Source organism: Antribacter soli (assembly GCF_021568775.1).
In the GTDB taxonomy this organism is placed as follows: domain Bacteria; phylum Actinomycetota; class Actinomycetes; order Actinomycetales; family Cellulomonadaceae; genus Antribacter; species Antribacter soli.
Window position 1 is genome coordinate 1 of the sequence record NZ_JAKGSG010000062.1, and the last position, 17,113, is coordinate 17,113.

The 17,113-nt window shown below is 72.2% G+C and carries 13 protein-coding genes; 10 read left to right on the forward strand and 3 right to left on the reverse strand.

Annotation, left to right across the window (positions count from 1 at the left end; translation table 11 throughout):
* Positions 1-77: 77 nt before the first annotated feature.
* The 9 genes from mmsA (at position 78) to L1785_RS21135 (ending at position 10,300) form a co-directional block, all read left to right on the forward strand.
* Positions 78-1,628: a multiple monosaccharide ABC transporter ATP-binding protein gene (gene mmsA, locus L1785_RS21095; RefSeq protein ID WP_236091222.1), complete on the forward strand. Its 1,551-nt coding sequence runs from the start codon at positions 78-80 to the stop codon at positions 1,626-1,628.
* Entirely contained in the window at positions 1,625-2,797 is a 1,173-nt protein-coding gene (mmsB, locus tag L1785_RS21100) for a multiple monosaccharide ABC transporter permease (RefSeq protein ID WP_236091223.1), read from the forward strand. The genes mmsA and mmsB overlap by 4 nt, the downstream gene beginning before the upstream one ends.
* A 318-nt stretch (positions 2,798-3,115) precedes the next feature.
* A complete protein-coding gene (gene glyA, locus L1785_RS21105) occupies positions 3,116-4,411 on the forward strand; it encodes a serine hydroxymethyltransferase (RefSeq protein WP_283250205.1) in 1,296 nt (431 codons plus the stop codon).
* The gene (locus tag L1785_RS21110; protein WP_236091224.1) at positions 4,408-5,319 is read left to right on the forward strand and encodes a bifunctional methylenetetrahydrofolate dehydrogenase/methenyltetrahydrofolate cyclohydrolase; all 912 of its coding nucleotides are present in this window, start codon (positions 4,408-4,410) and stop codon (positions 5,317-5,319) included. Before glyA ends, L1785_RS21110 begins: the two co-directional genes overlap by 4 nt.
* 206 nt (positions 5,320-5,525) lie before the next feature.
* Positions 5,526-6,029, forward strand: a complete 504-nt coding sequence (locus L1785_RS21115) for a VOC family protein (protein WP_236091225.1) — start codon at positions 5,526-5,528, stop codon at positions 6,027-6,029.
* A 66-nt stretch (positions 6,030-6,095) separates the two neighbouring features.
* Complete coding sequence (locus L1785_RS21120; protein ID WP_236091226.1) at positions 6,096-6,905, forward strand: exodeoxyribonuclease III; 810 nt, start codon at positions 6,096-6,098, stop codon at positions 6,903-6,905.
* 259 nt (positions 6,906-7,164) lie between these two features.
* A complete protein-coding gene (locus L1785_RS21125; RefSeq protein WP_236091227.1) occupies positions 7,165-8,235 on the forward strand; it encodes a permuted SH3 domain-containing protein in 1,071 nt (356 codons plus the stop codon).
* Positions 8,232-9,104 carry an ABC transporter ATP-binding protein gene (locus L1785_RS21130; protein ID WP_236091228.1) on the forward strand — a complete coding sequence of 291 codons (873 nt, stop codon included), beginning with the start codon at positions 8,232-8,234 and terminating at the stop codon, positions 9,102-9,104. Before L1785_RS21125 ends, L1785_RS21130 begins: the two co-directional genes overlap by 4 nt.
* Positions 9,101-10,300, forward strand: a complete 1,200-nt coding sequence (locus L1785_RS21135) for an ABC transporter permease (RefSeq protein ID WP_236091229.1) — start codon at positions 9,101-9,103, stop codon at positions 10,298-10,300. The genes L1785_RS21130 and L1785_RS21135 overlap by 4 nt, the downstream gene beginning before the upstream one ends.
* Before the next feature lie 168 nt (positions 10,301-10,468).
* Here the strand turns inward: L1785_RS21135 and galK are convergent, their stop codons facing one another.
* From galK to L1785_RS21150, 3 genes are all read right to left on the reverse strand, one after another.
* A complete protein-coding gene (galK, locus tag L1785_RS21140) occupies positions 10,469-11,695 on the reverse strand; it encodes a galactokinase (RefSeq protein ID WP_236091230.1) in 1,227 nt (408 codons plus the stop codon).
* A 92-nt stretch (positions 11,696-11,787) separates the two neighbouring features.
* Entirely contained in the window at positions 11,788-13,431 is a 1,644-nt protein-coding gene (locus tag L1785_RS21145; RefSeq protein ID WP_236091231.1) for a glycoside hydrolase family 53 protein, read from the reverse strand.
* 63 nt (positions 13,432-13,494) lie between these two features.
* Positions 13,495-15,555: a beta-galactosidase gene (locus L1785_RS21150; RefSeq protein ID WP_236091232.1), complete on the reverse strand. Its 2,061-nt coding sequence runs from the start codon at positions 15,553-15,555 to the stop codon at positions 13,495-13,497.
* A gap of 209 nt (positions 15,556-15,764) precedes the next feature.
* Between L1785_RS21150 and L1785_RS21155 the strand changes: the two genes are divergently transcribed.
* Positions 15,765-17,078: an ABC transporter substrate-binding protein gene (locus L1785_RS21155; protein ID WP_236091233.1), complete on the forward strand. Its 1,314-nt coding sequence runs from the start codon at positions 15,765-15,767 to the stop codon at positions 17,076-17,078.
* The last annotated feature ends 35 nt before the right edge of the window (positions 17,079-17,113 follow it).

Below are 17,113 nucleotides of genomic sequence, written 5' to 3' on the forward strand. Positions count from 1 at the left end.
GAACCTCGCCGCGTGATGCGGCGAGGTTCGCGGACGAGGTGACTACTTCGGCGAAAGAAATGAGGCTGGAGAACGCCATGGTTGACGTGAAGGGCGAGGACTACGTCCTCGAGATGCTGGGGATCACCAAGGAGTTCCCCGGCGTGAAGGCGCTGCAGGACGTGACCCTGCAGGTGCGTCGTGGCGAGGTACACGCGATCTGCGGCGAGAACGGCGCCGGCAAGTCGACGCTGATGAAGGTGCTGTCCGGGGTCTACCCGCACGGCACCTACGACGGCGACGTCGTCTACGCGGGCGAGAAGACGTCCTTCCGGGGTATCAGGGACAGCGAGGCCAAGGGCATCGTCATCATCCATCAGGAGCTGGCGCTGATCCCCTACCTCTCGATCGCCGAGAACATCTTCCTCGGTAACGAGAAGGCCAGCGCGGGCGTCCTCGACTGGAACGCCACCCGCGGCGAGGCAGCGAAGCTGCTCGCGCGCGTCGGGCTCCGGGAGAAGCCGGAGACGACGCCGTCCGACCTCGGCGTGGGCAAGCAGCAGCTCGTGGAGATCGCGAAAGCGCTGTCCAAGGACGTGGACGTGCTCATCCTGGACGAGCCGACCGCCGCGCTGAACGACGACGACAGCGAGCACCTGCTCGGACTGATCCGGCTGTTCCGCGAGCAGGGCATCACCTGCATCATCATCAGTCACAAGCTCAACGAGATCACCGCGATCGCCGACCGCGTCACGGTCATCCGCGACGGCCGCACGATCGAGACGCTCGACTTCGCGACCGAGGTCGTCGACGAGGACCGCATCATCCGCGGCATGGTCGGCCGCCCGCTCGACAGCCGGTTCCCCGACCACAGTCCCACCGTCGGCGACGAGGTGCTGCGGGTCGAGGACTGGACGGTGCACCACCCGATCGACACCGACCGCGTCGTCGTCGACCGGGCGAACCTGACCGTCCGGGCCGGCGAGATCGTCGGCATCGCCGGGCTGATGGGCGCCGGGCGCACCGAGCTCGCGATGAGCGTGTTCGGGCAGGCCTGGGGCGCTCGCATCACCGGCAAGCTCTACAAGGACGGGCGGGAGATCCACCCGAGGTCCGTCTCCCAGGCGATCGCCCACGGGCTGGCGTACGCCACGGAGGACCGCAAGCGGTTCGGCCTCAACCTCATCCAGACGGTCCGCGAGAACATCTCCACCTCCGCGCTCGGCAAGCTCTCCACCTGGTGGGGCGTCATGCGCGGCGAGGAGGAGGTGGGGGTCGCCGAGAAGTACCGCCAGGAGTTCCGGATCAAGGCGCCGTCCGTCGAGTCTGTCGTCGGCAAGCTGTCCGGCGGCAACCAGCAGAAGGTCGTGCTCAGCAAGTGGGTCTTCTCCGACCCCGACGTGCTGATCCTCGACGAGCCGACGCGTGGCATCGACGTCGGCGCCAAGTACGAGATCTACGGGATCATCAACGCGCTCGCGGACTCCGGGAAGGCCGTGATCGTCATCTCCTCCGAGCTGCCCGAGCTCATCGGTCTCTGCGACCGCATCTACGCGATGTCGCAGGGCCGGATCACCGGGGAGGTGCCGCGCGAGCAGGCCACACAGGAAGAACTCATGCGCTACATGACGATGGAGAAGACCCGATGAACGCCGTGCGGGAGTACCTCGGCCGCAACGTCCGCCAGTACGGCATCGTCGCGGCGCTCCTTCTGATCGTGCTGCTGTTCCAGGCCCTCACGGGCGGACGGCTGCTGTACCCGAACAACATCGCGACGCTGATCCAGCAGAACGCGTACGTGATGATCCTGGCCATCGGCATGGTCATGGTCATCGTCGCCGGGCACATCGACCTGTCGGTCGGGTCCGTCGTCGCGTTCGTCGGCGGCCTGTGCGCGATCATGATCGCCGAGTGGGACCTGCCGTGGTTCGTGGCCGTCCTGCTGTCGCTCCTGCTCGGCGCGCTGGTCGGAGCGTGGCAGGGCTTCTGGATCGCGTACGTCGGAATCCCGGCGTTCATCGTGACGCTGGCCGGCATGCTGATCTTCCGCGGCCTCGCGATCGTGCTCGTCGGCACCACCGTGGCAGGCCTGCCCGAGGGCTTCAACAGCATCTCGAACGGCTACCTGCCCGCGTGGCTCGGCTATTCGGGGCAGCTCGACGCGCTCACCCTCGTGATCGGCGCCGTCGGCATCGGCGGCCTCGCGTGGTCGCAGTTCCGTGCCCGCCGCTCGCTGATCAAGCACCAGCTCACGGCCGAGCCGCTGTTCGCGTTCGTCGGCAAGCTGGTCGTGATCGGCCTGCTCATCGGCCTCGTGACGTACTGGCTGTCGCTCAGCGCGGGCGGCACCCCGATCGTGCTGCTGATCGTCGGCGTGCTCATCATCGCGTTCTCGTTCGTGCTCAACCGGACGGTGTACGGCCGGCACATCTACGCGGTGGGCGGCAACCGCCTCGCGGCGATCCTGTCGGGCGTCGACGCGCGCCGCACGGACTTCATGATCTTCGTGAACATGGGTCTGCTCTCCGCCGTCGCTGCCGTGGTCACCACGTCCCGGGCCGGCGCGGGCGTCGCGGCCGCCGGCACCAACTACGAGCTCGACGCCATCGCCGCCTGCTTCATCGGCGGCACCGCGGTCGCGGGTGGCGTGGGCCGCATCTCCGGCGCCATGATCGGCGCGCTCATCATGGGCGTACTGAACATGGGCCTGTCCATCATGGGCGTCGACTCGGCGTGGCAGCAGGTCATCAAGGGCCTGGTGCTGCTTCTGGCGGTCACCCTGGACATCGTGAGCAAGCGCCGGGCGACGCTCGCCTGAGCCGCCCGGCGCACCGGACCCCGGCGTCGCGCCCCGGCGCCGTGGGAAACCGGGATGGCGGGAGCCCCACCCCCCGGGGGGCTTCCGCCATCTCTCGCGCCTGGGGCGGCCCGCCCGGCCTTGCTAGGCTTGTCGGGTCGCGACTGGCGCACGCCGCGCCCCCACCCTGAGCGGTGGCGGGCGCGTCAGGTGGGACCGACCACCGGGGAGCGACGTGCTGTGCAGACGAAGGGTCGTTCGCCTGGGCCCGGGGTCACTCAACCGTCAGTCCAGCCACGGGGCCCGGGCCACGGCCCCCGTCAGCAACCGAGGAGACGCATGAGCGCCCAGACTCCCCTTCCCGCCGACGTCATGAACGCGCCGCTCGCCGACGTCGACCCCGAGATCGCCGCCGTCCTCGACGGCGAGCTCACCCGCCAGCGCGACACCCTCGAGATGATCGCGTCCGAGAACTTCGTGCCCCGCGCCGTGCTCCAGGCGCAGGGCTCCGTCCTCACCAACAAGTACGCCGAGGGCTACCCCGGCAGGCGCTACTACGGCGGCTGCGAGCAGGTCGACATCGCGGAGAACCTCGCGATCGCCCGTGCGAAGTCCCTGTTCGGCGCCGAGCACGCGAACGTCCAGTCGCACGCCGGCGCGCAGGCCAACGCCGCCGTGCTGCACGCCCTCATCAACGCGGGCGACAAGATCCTCGGCCTCGAGCTGGCCCACGGCGGCCACCTCACGCACGGCATGAAGATCAACTTCTCCGGCAAGCTCTACGACGTGGCCGCCTACGGGGTGGACCCGCACTCGCACCGCATCGAGATGGACGAGGTGCGCAAGACCGCCCTCGAGCACCGTCCCGACGTGATCATCGCCGGCTGGTCGGCCTACCCGCGCCACCTCGACTTCGCGGCGTTCCGCGAGGTCGCGGACGAGGTGGGCGCGAAGCTGTGGGTGGACATGGCGCACTTCGCGGGCCTCGTCGCCGCCGGCCTGCACCCGTCGCCGGTGCCGTACGCCGACGTCGTCTCGTCGACGGTGCACAAGACCATCGGCGGCCCGCGCTCCGGCTTCATCCTCTCCAAGGAGGAGTACGCCAAGAAGATCGACTCCGCGGTGTTCCCGGGCCAGCAGGGCGGCCCGCTCATGCACGTCGTGGCCGCCAAGGCCGTGGCGTTCAAGATCGCCGCGTCCGAGGGTTTCCGCGACCGTCAGGAGCGCACCCTGCGTGGCGCGCAGATCATCGCGGACCGCCTGCTGGAGGCCGACGTCAGGTCGAAGGGCGTCTCTGTGCTGACCGGCGGCACGGACGTGCACCTGGTGCTCGTGGACCTGCGCAGCTCCGCCCTCGACGGCCAGCAGGCGGAGGACCTCCTGCACGACGCCGGCATCACCGTGAACCGCAACGCCGTCCCGTTCGACCCGCGCCCGCCGCGCGTGACGTCGGGCCTGCGCATCGGCACGCCGGCGCTGGCGACCCGCGGCTTCGGCGACGCGGAGTTCACCGAGGTGGCGGACATCATCGCGATCGCGCTGCGCGACGGGGCGACGGCCGACGTCGACGCGCTCTCGGCGCGTGTGGCGAAGCTGACCGCCGACTTCCCGCTCTACCCGGGGCTCGCCCAGTGACGACGCCGGTGACGGGGGAGACGACGGCGCGGGTCCTCGACGGCAAGGCCACAGCTTCGGCGATCAAGGCGGAGCTCCGCACGCGGGTGGACGCGCTCCGGGCCCAGGGTGTGACCCCGGGCCTCGGGACGCTGCTCGTGGGCGAGGACCCGGGTTCCCAGTGGTACGTCGCGGGCAAGCACCGCGACTGCGCCGAGGTCGGGATCGCGTCGATCCGGGCCGACCTGCCCGGAGACGCGACGCAGGAGGAGATCGAGGCGGCCGTCCGGCGCCTCAACGAGGACCCGGCCTGCACCGGGTTCATCGTGCAGCTCCCGCTGCCGAAGGGCATCGACACCAACCGCGTCCTGGAGCTCGTGGACCCGGGCAAGGACGCCGACGGCCTGCACCCGACCAACCTGGGCCGCCTCGTCCTGCGCGTGAACGAGGACATCGACTCGCCGCTGCCGTGCACCCCGCGCGGCATCGTCGAGCTGATCGAGCGGCACGGGATCTCGCTGGCCGGCAAGGAGGTCGTGGTCCTCGGCCGCGGCGTCACCGTCGGCCGGCCGATCGGGCTGCTGCTCACGCGCCGTGCCGTGAACGCGACGGTCACGCTCACGCACACGGGCACGAAGGAGCTCGCGGACCTCGTGCGCCGGGCCGACGTCGTCGTCGCGGCGGCCGGCGTGCCCGGCATCGTGACCGGCGACATGGTCAAGCCGGGCGCGGTGCTCGTCGACGTGGGCGTGTCCCGCGCGACGGACCCGGAGACGGGCAGGTCGCGCGTGGTCGGCGACGTGTCGCCCGAGGCGGCCGAGGTCGCCGGGTGGGTGTCGCCCAACCCGGGCGGCGTCGGCCCGATGACCCGGGCCATGCTGCTCGCGAACGTCGTGGAGACGGCGGAGCGGGCGCTCGCCCAGACCTGACCTCAGGCCGTCCGGTGGTGGTCCGCCTCGAGAACGCGATCAGGTATCGCGTCGAAGCCCCGAGCGATACCTGATCGTGTTCTCGAAGCGGACCACGTCGGCGTCGTGCGCCTTCGGCGCCGCTGTGCCGATGAGATCTGCCGCCTGGCACGGTCTGTGCTCCTGAGGGATCCTCGACGGGGGGACCCCGAGACGAGGAGGCTGTCATGGTCGACATCCGTACGCATCTGTGGTTCGGCAACAACAAGGCGGAAGAGGCGGCGCGCTTCTACGCCGAGCACATCCCGGACTCTTCCGTCGGGCTGGTCGTCAAGGCTCCGGCGGGCATGCCCGGGGTAGAGCCCGGCAGCTCGATGGTCGTCGAGTTCACCGTCGCGGGTATGCCCGTGACCGGGCTCAACGCCGGTCCGACCTTCAAGCTCGACGACGCGTTCTCGTTCCTCCTGACGGTCGACACCCAGGACGAGGTGGACCACTTCTGGGACGTCCTGACCTCCGAGGGCGGAGAGCCCGGCCCCTGCGGCTGGTGCAAGGACCAGTTCGGGGTCTCGTGGCAGGTGATCCCGAAGCGCCTCGAGGAGCTGTGCGGTGACTACACCACCGAGGCGAACATGCGGGCCACCCAGGCGATGCTGCAGATGGGCAAGATCGACATCCCGACGCTGGAGGCGGCGTACCGAGGGGACGTCACGGCGACGCAGCCTGCCTGAGCCGGAGGCGCAGGCTCGCGCGGACGATGACACGTCTGAGCCAGGCCCGGGACGTAGGCTGCGCGGGTGCCTCTGCTGATTGCCGCCGCCAACGTCAACGGGATCCGCGCCGCGTTCCGCCGCGGGATGGACTCCTGGATCGCCACCCGGTCGCCGGACGTGCTGCTCCTGCAGGAGGTGCGCGCGCCCGACGACGTGGTGAACGAGCTCCTCCCGGGGTGGCGGGTCGCGCACCAGTCCTGCGACATCAAGGGCCGGGCCGGCGTCCTGGTGGCGTCCCGCCTGCCCGTGCACACGGTGCGCGTGGGCCTGGGCAAGGGCGAGCCCGAGCCGCCCGTCGACACGGGCCGCTGGGTCGAGGCCGACCTCGAGCTGCCCGGGGGCGGCCTGCTCACCGTCGTGTCGACCTATCTGCACTCGGGGTCCACCAGCCCCGGGCAGGAGGCGACGATGACCGCCAAGTACGCCTACCTCGACAAGGTGACCGAGCGGCTCGGCGAGCTCGCGGCGCTCGCGCGCCCCGTCGTCGTGGCCGGCGACCTGAACATCGCCCACCAGAACGTGGACATCGCGAACTGGAAGGGCAACCGGAAGAGCGCCGGCTTCCTGCCCGAGGAGCGTGCCTACCTGGACCGCTGGTTCGCGTCCGGGTGGACCGACCTCGGCCGTGTGCACGGCGGCGAGGGTCCCGGCCCGTACACGTGGTGGTCATGGCGCGGCAAGGCCTACGAGAAGGACTCCGGCTGGCGCATCGACTACCAGCTCGCCAACGCGGCGCTCGCGGACCTGTGCCGCAAGGTCGAGGTGGACCGGGCGGCGACGTACGACGAGCGCTGGAGCGACCACGCCGCGCTGGTCGCCACGTACGAGCTGTAACCCCTGCGCTGTGGGTATGCAAAAGGCGGGTATTCGGTCATGAATACCCGCCTTTTGCATACCCGCAGCGCAACACCGGCGGAGAGGGTTTTGCTAGTGCGCAGTGTGTAGTACCGTGCTGAGCGCGAGGTGCGGCGGGTGTCGAGGACATGCCATCGAGATTCCGCCGCTCTCCGTGCTCACGTCGTCGGTGCAGGTCACCTGATCGCACCGGCCCTCACACACCCGCCGCATCACGCGCCGACGCGAGGAGCCCGTCTTGGGTATCACCCGGCAGTATGTCTTTCCCATCGTGCGCATCATCATCTGGGCCGTGATCGCGGCGGCCCTGGTGAAGATCGCGTTCACCGGCGCCGAGCTCGACCCGCCGGACGCCCTCCAGCCCACGGGTGAGATCACCCAGAGCACCATCCCGGTCGGCCTCGGCACGATCACGAACGCCGTGACGGTCCCCGCCTCCGTCGTCGCGGACGCGCCGGTCGACGTGAAGGCCACCGCCGTGGGCAAGGTGTCGGAGATCCTCGCCGCCGACGGCGCGGTCGCGGGCGACGCCGAGGTGCTGAAGATCCGCCTCGAGGAGCCGCAGGAGCCGCTCGTCGCGACGGACCCCGAAACCGGAGAGGAGACCGTGACCGAGCGCAAGCCCAAGGTCACGATCACGACGGTCAAGGCGCCGACCGGCGGCACGCTCGACGTGACGGTCCTCAAGGACGAGGAGGTGTCCGTCGGCGAGACCATCGGCACGATCTCCCCTGGGACGCTGTCGGTGACGGGCACCCTCACCGCCGACCAGCAGTACCGGCTGGTCGGCGCGTCCGGCGAGGCACAGGTGACGCTCAAGGGCGGGCCCGCGCCGTTCACCTGCACGGGCCTGACGATCGGCGCTGCCGCCGCCCCCACGGGCGGCGCCGACCCTGCCGCCGACCCGGCGGCCACGACGACCGGTGCGGTGCGCTGCGCCATCCCGGCCGGCGTCACGGCGTTCGCGGGCCTGGGCGCGGAGATCGCGATCACGAACGGCGAGGCGAAGGACGTCGTCGTGGTGCCGGTCAGCGCCGTGCTGGGCTCCGCGCAGGCGGGCAAGGTGTGGGTCGTCGCCGAGGAGGGCGCCGAGCCCGAGCAGCGCGAGGTCAAGCTGGGCCTCACCGACGGGCAGACCGTCCAGGTGACGGAGGGGCTCGCCGAGGGCGACACGATCCTCGAGTTCACGCCGCTCGCCGACGGGACCGAGGCAGGTCCCGACTGCGACGACCCCGCTGCCTACGAAGCAGCCATGGCATCCGGCGACATGGAGGCCGCCCGGGCGTTCGAGGAGGCGTGCTTCGGATGACGGACGCCGCCACCACAGGGACTGTCGCCGAACCCCTCGCCGAGCTCGCCCCCGAGCCGCCCGCGCAGCTCGCCCTGGTCGACCTGCGCGGCGTGACGCGGGACGTGGTCCTGCCCGACGGCCGGAAGCTGGAGATCCTGCGCGGCGTCGACCTGACGGTCGGGCCGGGCGAGCACGTCGCCGTCGTCGGCCGGTCCGGCACGGGCAAGTCGACGCTGCTCAACATCCTGGGCCTCATCGACTCCCCGACATCGGGCGAGTACCTCCTGGAGGGAACACCGATCGGCCGCCTGCGCAGCCGGGCGCGCGCCCGACGGCGCGGCGACGACTTCGGCTTCGTGTTCCAGCAGTTCAACCTGCTCCAGGGCCGCACCGCCCTGGAGAACGTCGCGGCCCCGCTGCTCTACGCGCGCGGCCGCAAGTTCTGGACGCGCACGCGCCTGGCGGCGCAGATGCTGGATCGCGTCGGCCTGGGCGACCGGCTCGAGACCATGCCGGAGAAGCTGTCGGGCGGCGAGCAGCAGCGCGTCGCCATCGCGCGCGCCCTCGTGCGCGGGCCGCGTGTCATCCTCGCCGACGAGCCAACGGGCGCGCTCGACGTCGACACCGGCCGCGCGATCATGGACCTCCTCGACGAGGCGGCGACGGACACCGGCGCGGCCCTCGTCACGATCACGCACGACCTCGCCATCGCGTCCCGCGCGGACCGTCAGTTCCGGCTGGCCGACGGCGTCCTGGTCCCCATCCACCTCGACTCGCCCGCGGCGGTGGTCGAGTCCGCGGAGGTGCCCCTCGGGGGGATGAGCCCGGCCGGGGCGGGGTCCGCCGTCGGGCAGCGCGGTGCGCACGAGCTGGAGGCGACCGCATGAGCGGGTTCCTGAGCGGCGTGGTCGGCGCGATCCTCGAGGCGTGGGACGAGCTGCGCATCCACAAGGTGCGCGTCCTGCTCGCGCTGATCGGCGTGGCGGCGGCCGTCACCGCGATCACGGCCGTCACCGCGGCCGTGACGATGCTGCAGCAGGCGATGCAGGAACAGGGCGAGCGGATGGCCGGACGGGACACCACGCTCGTCGCGAGCCTCTGGTCGTCGTCGCCGGTACCGCCGCCCGCTGCCGAGATCGACGCGGCGGTGGACTCCGTCACGGAGCGGTACGGCATCACGTACTACTCGGTCGAGTCCTGGGGGAGCCTGTCGGTGCGCACCGGCGGCGGAGACCAGCCGATCGAGCAGGTCCAGTTCGTCGACCCGGACTACGGCACGATCCTGCGGCTCGACGTCGACGGCGGACGCTGGTTCACCGAGGCCGACGCCCAGCAGTTCGCGCCGGTCCTCGTGGTCAACCAGCCGTTCCTCGACGCGTTCGCCGGCGGGGCGACCGTCGCGGAGCACCCCACCGTGCTGCTCGGCGGCGACACCCCCGTGACCGCGGCCGTGATCGGCACCGTGCCGGTGCAGTACCCCGAGGAGGGGCCGCGGGCCCTCCTGCTGTTCGACCACGCGCTCCGCTGGGCGCCGGACTCCGCCCGCGCCGAGATGTACCGCTTCTGGGTGCCGCCCGCGAACGCTGCCGACCTGGGCCAGGTGATCGAGCGCGACCTCGTCGCCGCCGGGTTCACGGCGTCCGTGGAGCCGCCGTTCACCGACGCGTTCCTCCTCGACAGTGCCTCGCGGTGGATCGTTCTCGGGGTCGGCGGGTTCGCGCTGCTGCTCGGCGGGCTCGGCCTGCTCAACATCGGCCTCGTCACGGTGCGCTACCGGATCCGGGAGATCGGCATCCGGCGGTCGTTCGGGGCGACGGGCGGGCGTGTGTTCTTCGGTGTGCTCATGGAGTCGGTCGTCGCGACGTTCGTCGCGGGCGTGATCGGCGTCGTGATCGCGGTGGCGGTCGTGAAGAACATCCCGGTGGAGGCGGTCTTCGGTACCGCGCTGCAGGACAAGCCGCCGTTCCCGCTCAGCGCGGCGCTCGTCGGCATGGCGTGCGCGATCGCCGTCGGGGCGCTCGCGGGCCTGATCCCGGCGATCTACGCGGTGCGCGTGAAGGTGATCGACGCGATCCGGTACTGAGCGTCCGCCCCGGCGCAGTGGGTAGGGGAGCGGGGGGGGGGGGGGGGGGGGGGCGGGCGCCCCCCCCCCCCGCCCCCCCCCCCGCCCCCCCCGGCGCGGCCCCCCCCCCCCCCCCCCCCCCCCCCCCCCCCCCCCCCCCCCCCCCCCCCCACAACCGCGGGCGGGTGATCAGCCCGCCGGGGCCGACGGCGGGGCGTCCAGGAAGGCCGGGGGCGTGAGGGACGCCGCCGCGAACGCGTCGGCGACCGCCTGGGCGACCCGCTCTTCGTCGGACACCCGGACCAGGGCGATCGCCGAGCCGCCGAAGCCGCCGCCCGTCATCCGCGCGCCCAGCGCGCCCGCGTCGAGCGCGGCCGACACGACGAGGTCGAGCTCACGGCACGAGACCTCGTAGTCGTCGCGCAGCGACTCGTGCGAGGCGACCATGAGCGGCCCGACCTCGTCGACGCGGCCCGCACCGACAAGGTCGGCGAACGCCGCGGTGCGCTCGATCTCCCTGACGACGTGGCGCACGCGCCGGACGAGGACGCCGGTGGAGTCGTGCAGCAGGAGCGTGTCGACGGCCGCCCCGAGGTCTGTGACCTCGCGCAGGGACGCCACGCCGAGCAGCTCGGCGGCCTCCTCGCACGACGCCCGCCGGGTCCCGTACTCGCCCGTGGCGTGGGAGTGCTCGGCCCGCGTGTCCACGACGAGCAGCGTGAGCCCCGCCGACGCGAGGTCGAACGGCACCTGCCGTGCCGACTCGGACGAGGTCAGCCCCGGCCGGAAGTCGAGCAGGAGGGCGTGGCCCTCCCCGCAGCGCAGCGACGCCGACTGGTCGAGTCCGCCCGTCGGCGCGCCCGCGATCTCGTTCTCCGCGCGCCGGCAGGCGTCGACCAGGACGGCGCGACCGGCGTCGGACGACGCGAGGCCGAGGCCGGCGACCGCGTCGAGCGCGACCGCGAAGGCCGCCTCCAGAGCGGCTGACGACGACAGCCCGGCGCCGAACGGCACGCACGAGTCGACGGCGGCGTCGAAGCCGCTGATCTTGTGCCCGGCCTCCGAGAGGGCCCACGCGACGCCGGTCACGTAGGCGCCCCAGCCCTCGACCGCCCCCGGCGCGACCTCGGACAGCCGCGCCTCCCACACCGTGCCCGGTGCCTGCGCGGACACGAGCCGGACGACGTCGTCGTCCCGCGACCGCAGCGCCGCGTACGTGCGGTGCGGCAGGGCCGTCGGCAGGCACAGCCCGGCGTTGTAGTCGGTGTGCTCACCGATGAGGTTCACGCGCCCGGGCGCCGACCACACGCCCGGGGTCGCCTCCCCGAAGGCCTGCGCGAACAGGTCGCGGACCCGGGCCTCGCCCTCCTCGGGCGTCCAGGCGTCGAGCCACTGGGGCGTGGTGTGTGCGGTCATCGTGCGAGCTCTCCTCGTCGTCGTAGGTGCTGGTCCATGATCGGGCCTGCGCACCGGAGGACCAACTCCGGTGCGCAGGCCCGGACGGGACGTCAGGGCGCCAGGGTGGCCGCCACGGGCGCCAGCAGGCGCCCGGAGAAGTCGAACATCGCCTGGTTCTCCCACGCGTTGCCCGACGACGGGTCGGCCGGGTCCCAGCCGTTGCCCGCGACCGAGGTCCACGCCGGCTCCCAGTACATCGTGCCGAGGCCGCGGCCGCCGGGGGCGGCGGCCACGACGTCCTGCACGGCGCGGAAGGCCGCGGCCTGGCCCTGGGGCGTGGCGGGGTACCCCGCGACCAGCTCCGACGGCAGGTTGATGACGTTCTCCCAGGCCGGGGTGTCGTCGGTGAGGGTGAACGGGTACGCGGTCTCGACCACCACGACGTCACGGTCGTACCGCGCCGACAGGGTGGACACCGCCTCCTGCAGGTCGGCGAGGGAGCCGTGCCAGTAGCCGTAGTAGCTGAGCCCGATCAGGTCGAACGGCACGTCGCGCGCCGTCACCTCGTCGAACCACCAGGTCAGCGAGCCGATCCCGTTGTTGATGTTGGTCAGGTGCAGGATCGTCTGCGTGCCCGGCGAGACCTCCTTGACCGCGTCGTGGCCGGCCGTCAGGAACAGCGCCAGGCTGTCCCACTGCGCGCCGTCGACGCCGTCACCAGGCACCACGTCCCAGGTCTGCCCGTACGGCCAGAGCATCCCGGGGTTGATCTCGTTGCCGACCTGCACGTACTCGGCGTTGACGCCCGCGGCCGTCAGCGCCTGCATGACCTCGGCCGTGTGGTCGTGCACGTGCTGGGCGAGCTCCTCGACTGTGGAACCGGCCCACGCGGCCGGGACGCCCTGGGCGCCGGGGTCGGTCCAGCGGTCGGAGTAGTGGAAGTCGACCATGAGGTCCATCCCGGCCGCCTCGATGCGCCGGGCCGACTCGACCACGTGCGTCACCTCGTTGTACCCGTCGGCCGGGTCCACCCAGACCTTGAGCCGGCCGACGTTCATGCCCGCGTCCGCGAGCAGCTCCACGGCGTCGCCCGGCGTGCCGTTCGACGCGGCGTACGTCGCGCCGAAGTCCTCGTTCTTGGCCAGACCGGACAGGTCGCCGCCGCGCATCTCGCGGGTGACCCGGCCGGGCACCAGCGTCACGTCGTCCACGTTGACCCAGGCGCCCGCGGTGCCTGCGGTCGCGACCCCGATCGTGCAGGAACCGTCGGCCACGTACGCCGACACGGAGACCTGCACCCAGGCGTCGTCCTGCTCGGTGGACGGTACGACGACGGACCCGTCCGCGCCGCCGCCGCACCCCGTGAGGGTCAGGCGCGTGGCGGCGAGCCCGCCGCCCGCCTTCACCCAGGCGCTCGCGGTCCACCAGCCCTGCGTGAGGCCGGACACCCCGTCGCCGGTGGTGACCTGGTACGCGTGGTCGGCCCAGTGCGTGAGGTGGTTGCCCGCGCCGGACGCGGCCCACGCGACGGCGCCGCCGGCCTCGGCCTTCGCCGCGGACCTGTCGCCGGTCGTGGACTTCACGGTCCAGCCGGCCAGGCCGGACTCGAAGCCCGGGTTGACCAGGGTCGCGGCGGCGGCCGGGGCCTTGGCCTGGGCCGGGACCAGGGCGGCGGCCGGCGCGACGACCGCCGCGGCCGCGGCGGCCAGGGCCGCGACAGCCACCCGGGCTCGGATACGTGCTCGGTGGAACATGGACGTCCTCCTTGACGTGGAGCCCGCGTGCGGCCCGTGGAGCGTGGGCCGCACGCGAGCGGTTCAGCGGGGCAGCCGCAGGACGCGGGCACCCCCTGCCGGGACCGGCACCTCGCCGGTCACCGGCTCACCCGTCAGCAGGTCGGTGACCGGTCCGGCCACCGCCCCGACGGGGAGCTTCAGGTCCGTGGCGGAGTGGTTGACCGCCACCACGTAGTCGGCGGCCTCGCCGTGGCGGCGCACCACCTCCAGGTCCTCCGCGAGGCCCGACGGCGACAGGCCCGCGTCCGCGTAGACGTCCGCCATGAGCGTGGCCAGCGCGCCGACGTCGAGCCGCGTGGACACGTACCAGCCGGTGCCGGCTCCGTGCTCGTGGCGCGTGATCGCCGCGCCGCCCTGCTTGGGCCCGTCCACGTACGAGGCGACGACCTGCGCACCGGCGAGCGTGACGTCGTCGGCCCAGACCGTGCCCGTCAGGCCCGCGCCCCCGGTGCCGTACGCGAGGCCCACCCGGTCGCCGGCCCGCAGCGGGAGGAACTCCTCCACGGTGAGGCCCAGGGCGTCGCGCAGCGGCGCCAGGAAGCCGCCCTCGTGCACGCGGTCGTGCTCGTCGACCACGCCGCTGAAGTACGACACGAGGAGCGTGCCGCCGCCCTCGACGTAGGCCGTGAGGTTCGCCGCGTCGTCGGCCCGCAGCAGGTAGGAGGCGGGGGCGACGACGAGGCGGTAGCCGGACAGGTCCTGGCCGGGCTCGGCGAGGTCGACGGTGTGGCCGTCGCGCCACAGGCGGTCGTAGAACGCCTCGAGGCGCTCCCGGTGTCTCGCGTCCTCGCTGGGCCGCCACTCCAGGTCCTGCGCCCAGAACGACTCCTGGTCCCACAGGAGTGCGACGTCGGCGCGCACCCGCGAGCCGCGGACCTCCGCCAGGCGGCCCAGGTTGGCGCCCAGCTCGACGACCTCGCGCCAGACCCGGGACCCCGTGCCGGCGTGCGGGAGCATCGCGGAGTGGAACTTCTCGGCGCCGGACCGGGAGGCGCGCCACTGGAAGAACATGATCGCGTCGGCGCCGCGGCCCAGGTGGGACAGGGCGTTGCGCGCCATCTCGCCGGGTTGCTTGGCCACGTTGCGCGGCTGCCAGTTCACGGCGGACGTGGAGTGCTCCAGGAGCAGCCACGGCTTGCCGCCGGCCACCGAGCGCGTGAGGTCGGCGGCGAGCGCGAGGCCCACGTGGTTCCGCGGGTCGGCGGCCGTGAGGTAGTGGTCGTTCGAGACCACGTCGACCTCGCGGGCCCAGCGGAACAGGTCCGTGGAGGCGCACGCGGCGGCCATGAAGTTCGTCGTCACCGGCACGTCGGAGTACGCCCGGATCGCGTCGCGCTCGGCGGTGAAGCAGCGAAGGAGCATCGCGTCCGTGAAGCGCGCGAAGTCCAGGCGCTGCGCCGGGTTGATGACGCTGGGCGCCGCGGCCGGGACCTGCACGTGCTCCCAGTCGCCGTAGACCTGGCCCCAGAACCGGGTGCCCCACGCGGAGTTCAGTGCGTCGAGCGAGCCGTACCGCTCGCGCAGCCACGTGCGGAAGGCCCGCTGGGCGTTCTCGGAGTAGTCGTCGGAGACCGGCACGCCGTACTCGTTGTGCACGTGCCACAGGGCGAGGGCCGGGTGGCGGCCGTAGCGCTTCGCGAGCTCGGTCGTGATGCGCACGGCGGCGGCGCGGTACTCGGGCGAGCTCGGGGCGACCATGCCGCGCGACCCCGGGCCCAGGACGACCCCCTCGCGTGTGACGACGCGGGCGTGCGGATAGGCGTGGAAGAACCACGCCGGCGGGACGGTCGTGGGCGTGCCCAGGTCGACGCGGATCCCGTTCGCGTGCAGGAGGTCGATCACCCTGTCGAGCCAGCCGAAGTCGAACTCGCCCTCGCGCGGCTCCAGGAGCGCCCAGCTGAAGATGCCGATGCTCACGAGGTTCACGCCGGCTTCGCGCATGAGCCGCACGTCCTCGTCCCACACCTCGTCGGGCCACTGCTCGGGGTTGTAGTCGCCGCCGTAGCAGATGCGGTCCAGCCCCGGCAGCCAGCCGGAGTACGCCGGGCCGACGGGAACAGGGCGGGGCGTCGCCTGGGGCATGGTGGATCTCCTTGACACGTCGTTGTGCACGGTCCCAGCCGTGCACCGAACAGATAACACGACTAAACCCTGACATGGCAAGTGTGGATCGAGGTTGACAGCGGGTGGCAGGAGGTCGCTACTGTGACCGTGCACAGACTCACACTGTCGTGACTCGCCCGGGCAGCTCGCCCCGGCGGCAGCGCGACGGTCCTTGACGAGGAGGACTCATGCGCCTGACCACAGGCACCAAGGTCGCGGCAGCAGTCGCCGCGACCGCTCTGCTCGCGACCGCCTGCTCGAGCGGCGGCACAGGCGGGGACTCGGCCGACGGCGAGGCCGTCGAGCTGACGTTCTGGGCCTGGGCGCCCAACATCGAGAAGGTCGTCGACGTGTGGAACAGCGAGCACCCGGACATCCAGGTGACGGTGAACAAGCAGGACGGCGGCGACCCGGCGGTCACCAAGCTGCTCACGGCGATCGAGGCCGGCTCTGGTGCCCCCGACCTCATGCAGGCCGAGTACCAGAAGATCCCGCAGCTCGTCTCGTCCGGCGCGCTCGCCGACATCGCGGGCGAGATCTCCGGCGAGCTCGCCGGCCACTTCCCCGACGGCGTCTGGAATGCCGTCACGCTCGGCTCGGACGCCGTCTACGCCGTGCCGCAGGACTCCGGCCCCATGCAGTTCTACTACCGCGAGGACGTGTTCGCCGAGCTCGGCCTCGAGGTGCCCACCACGTGGGAGGAGTACGCCGAGGTCGCCCGCGCGGTCCACGCGGCGGACCCGAACACGTACCTCGGCACGTTCTCCGCGAACGACGCCGGCTGGTTCTCCGGCCTCACCCAGCAGGCCGGCGCCTCCTGGTACGGCATCGACGGTGACTCCTGGACCGTGCAGATCGACAGCCCCGAGGTGCAGAAGGTCGCCGGGTACTGGGGTGGCCTCGTCGAGGAGGGCATCATCGACAACAAGCCGATGTACACCCCCGAGTGGAACGCCGCGCTCAACGACGGCTCGCAGGTCGGCTGGCTCTCCGCCATCTGGGCACCCGGCGTGCTCGCCGGCAACGCCGCCGACACGGCGGGCACGTGGAAGATGGCGCCCATGCCGCAGTGGGACGCGGCCGCGCCGGCCACGGGTAACTGGGGCGGCTCCGCCACCGCGGTGACGAGCCAGAGCGAGCACGCGGCGGAGGCCACGCAGTTCATCGAGTGGCTCAACACCGACCCGGCCGCCGTGCAGGCGCTGGTCGACGAGACCGGCATCTACCCGGCCGACATCCCCGCCTCGACCGCGGCGCTCGCCGACCCGCCGGCCTTCTTCTCGAACCAGCCCGACTTCTACGAGCTGGCCGCCGAGACCGCGCAGACGGCCAACCCGTTCACGTACGGCCCGAACATCAACGTGGCCTACTCGGCCTACAACGACGAGTTCGCCAAGGCGACGGAGGCCCGCACGCAGGCTGCATTCCTCGCCGCCGTCGAGGCGGTCCAGACCGCAACCATCGAGGACCTGAAGAACTCCGGGTTCAGCGTCAAGGAGTGACACCGCCGCAGGCCTGCCGGGCCTGTCGTATCGTG

Bases quoted from the DNA above. Each gene is read 5' to 3' on its own strand.
- glyA (WP_283250205.1), top strand. From the start codon at position 3,116: ATGAGCGCCCAGACTCCCCTTCCCGCCGACGTCATGAACGCGCCGCTC.
- mmsA (WP_236091222.1), top strand. From the start codon at position 78: ATGGTTGACGTGAAGGGCGAGGACTACGTCCTCGAGATGCTGGGGATC.
- L1785_RS21115 (WP_236091225.1), top strand. From the start codon at position 5,526: ATGGTCGACATCCGTACGCATCTGTGGTTCGGCAACAACAAGGCGGAA.
- L1785_RS21145 (WP_236091231.1), bottom strand. From the start codon at position 13,431: ATGTTCCACCGAGCACGTATCCGAGCCCGGGTGGCTGTCGCGGCCCTG.
- L1785_RS21155 (WP_236091233.1), top strand. From the start codon at position 15,765: ATGCGCCTGACCACAGGCACCAAGGTCGCGGCAGCAGTCGCCGCGACC.
- L1785_RS21135 (WP_236091229.1), top strand. From the start codon at position 9,101: ATGAGCGGGTTCCTGAGCGGCGTGGTCGGCGCGATCCTCGAGGCGTGG.
- L1785_RS21130 (WP_236091228.1), top strand. From the start codon at position 8,232: ATGACGGACGCCGCCACCACAGGGACTGTCGCCGAACCCCTCGCCGAG.
- L1785_RS21150 (WP_236091232.1), bottom strand. From the start codon at position 15,555: ATGCCCCAGGCGACGCCCCGCCCTGTTCCCGTCGGCCCGGCGTACTCC.
- galK (WP_236091230.1), bottom strand. From the start codon at position 11,695: ATGACCGCACACACCACGCCCCAGTGGCTCGACGCCTGGACGCCCGAG.
- mmsB (WP_236091223.1), top strand. From the start codon at position 1,625: ATGAACGCCGTGCGGGAGTACCTCGGCCGCAACGTCCGCCAGTACGGC.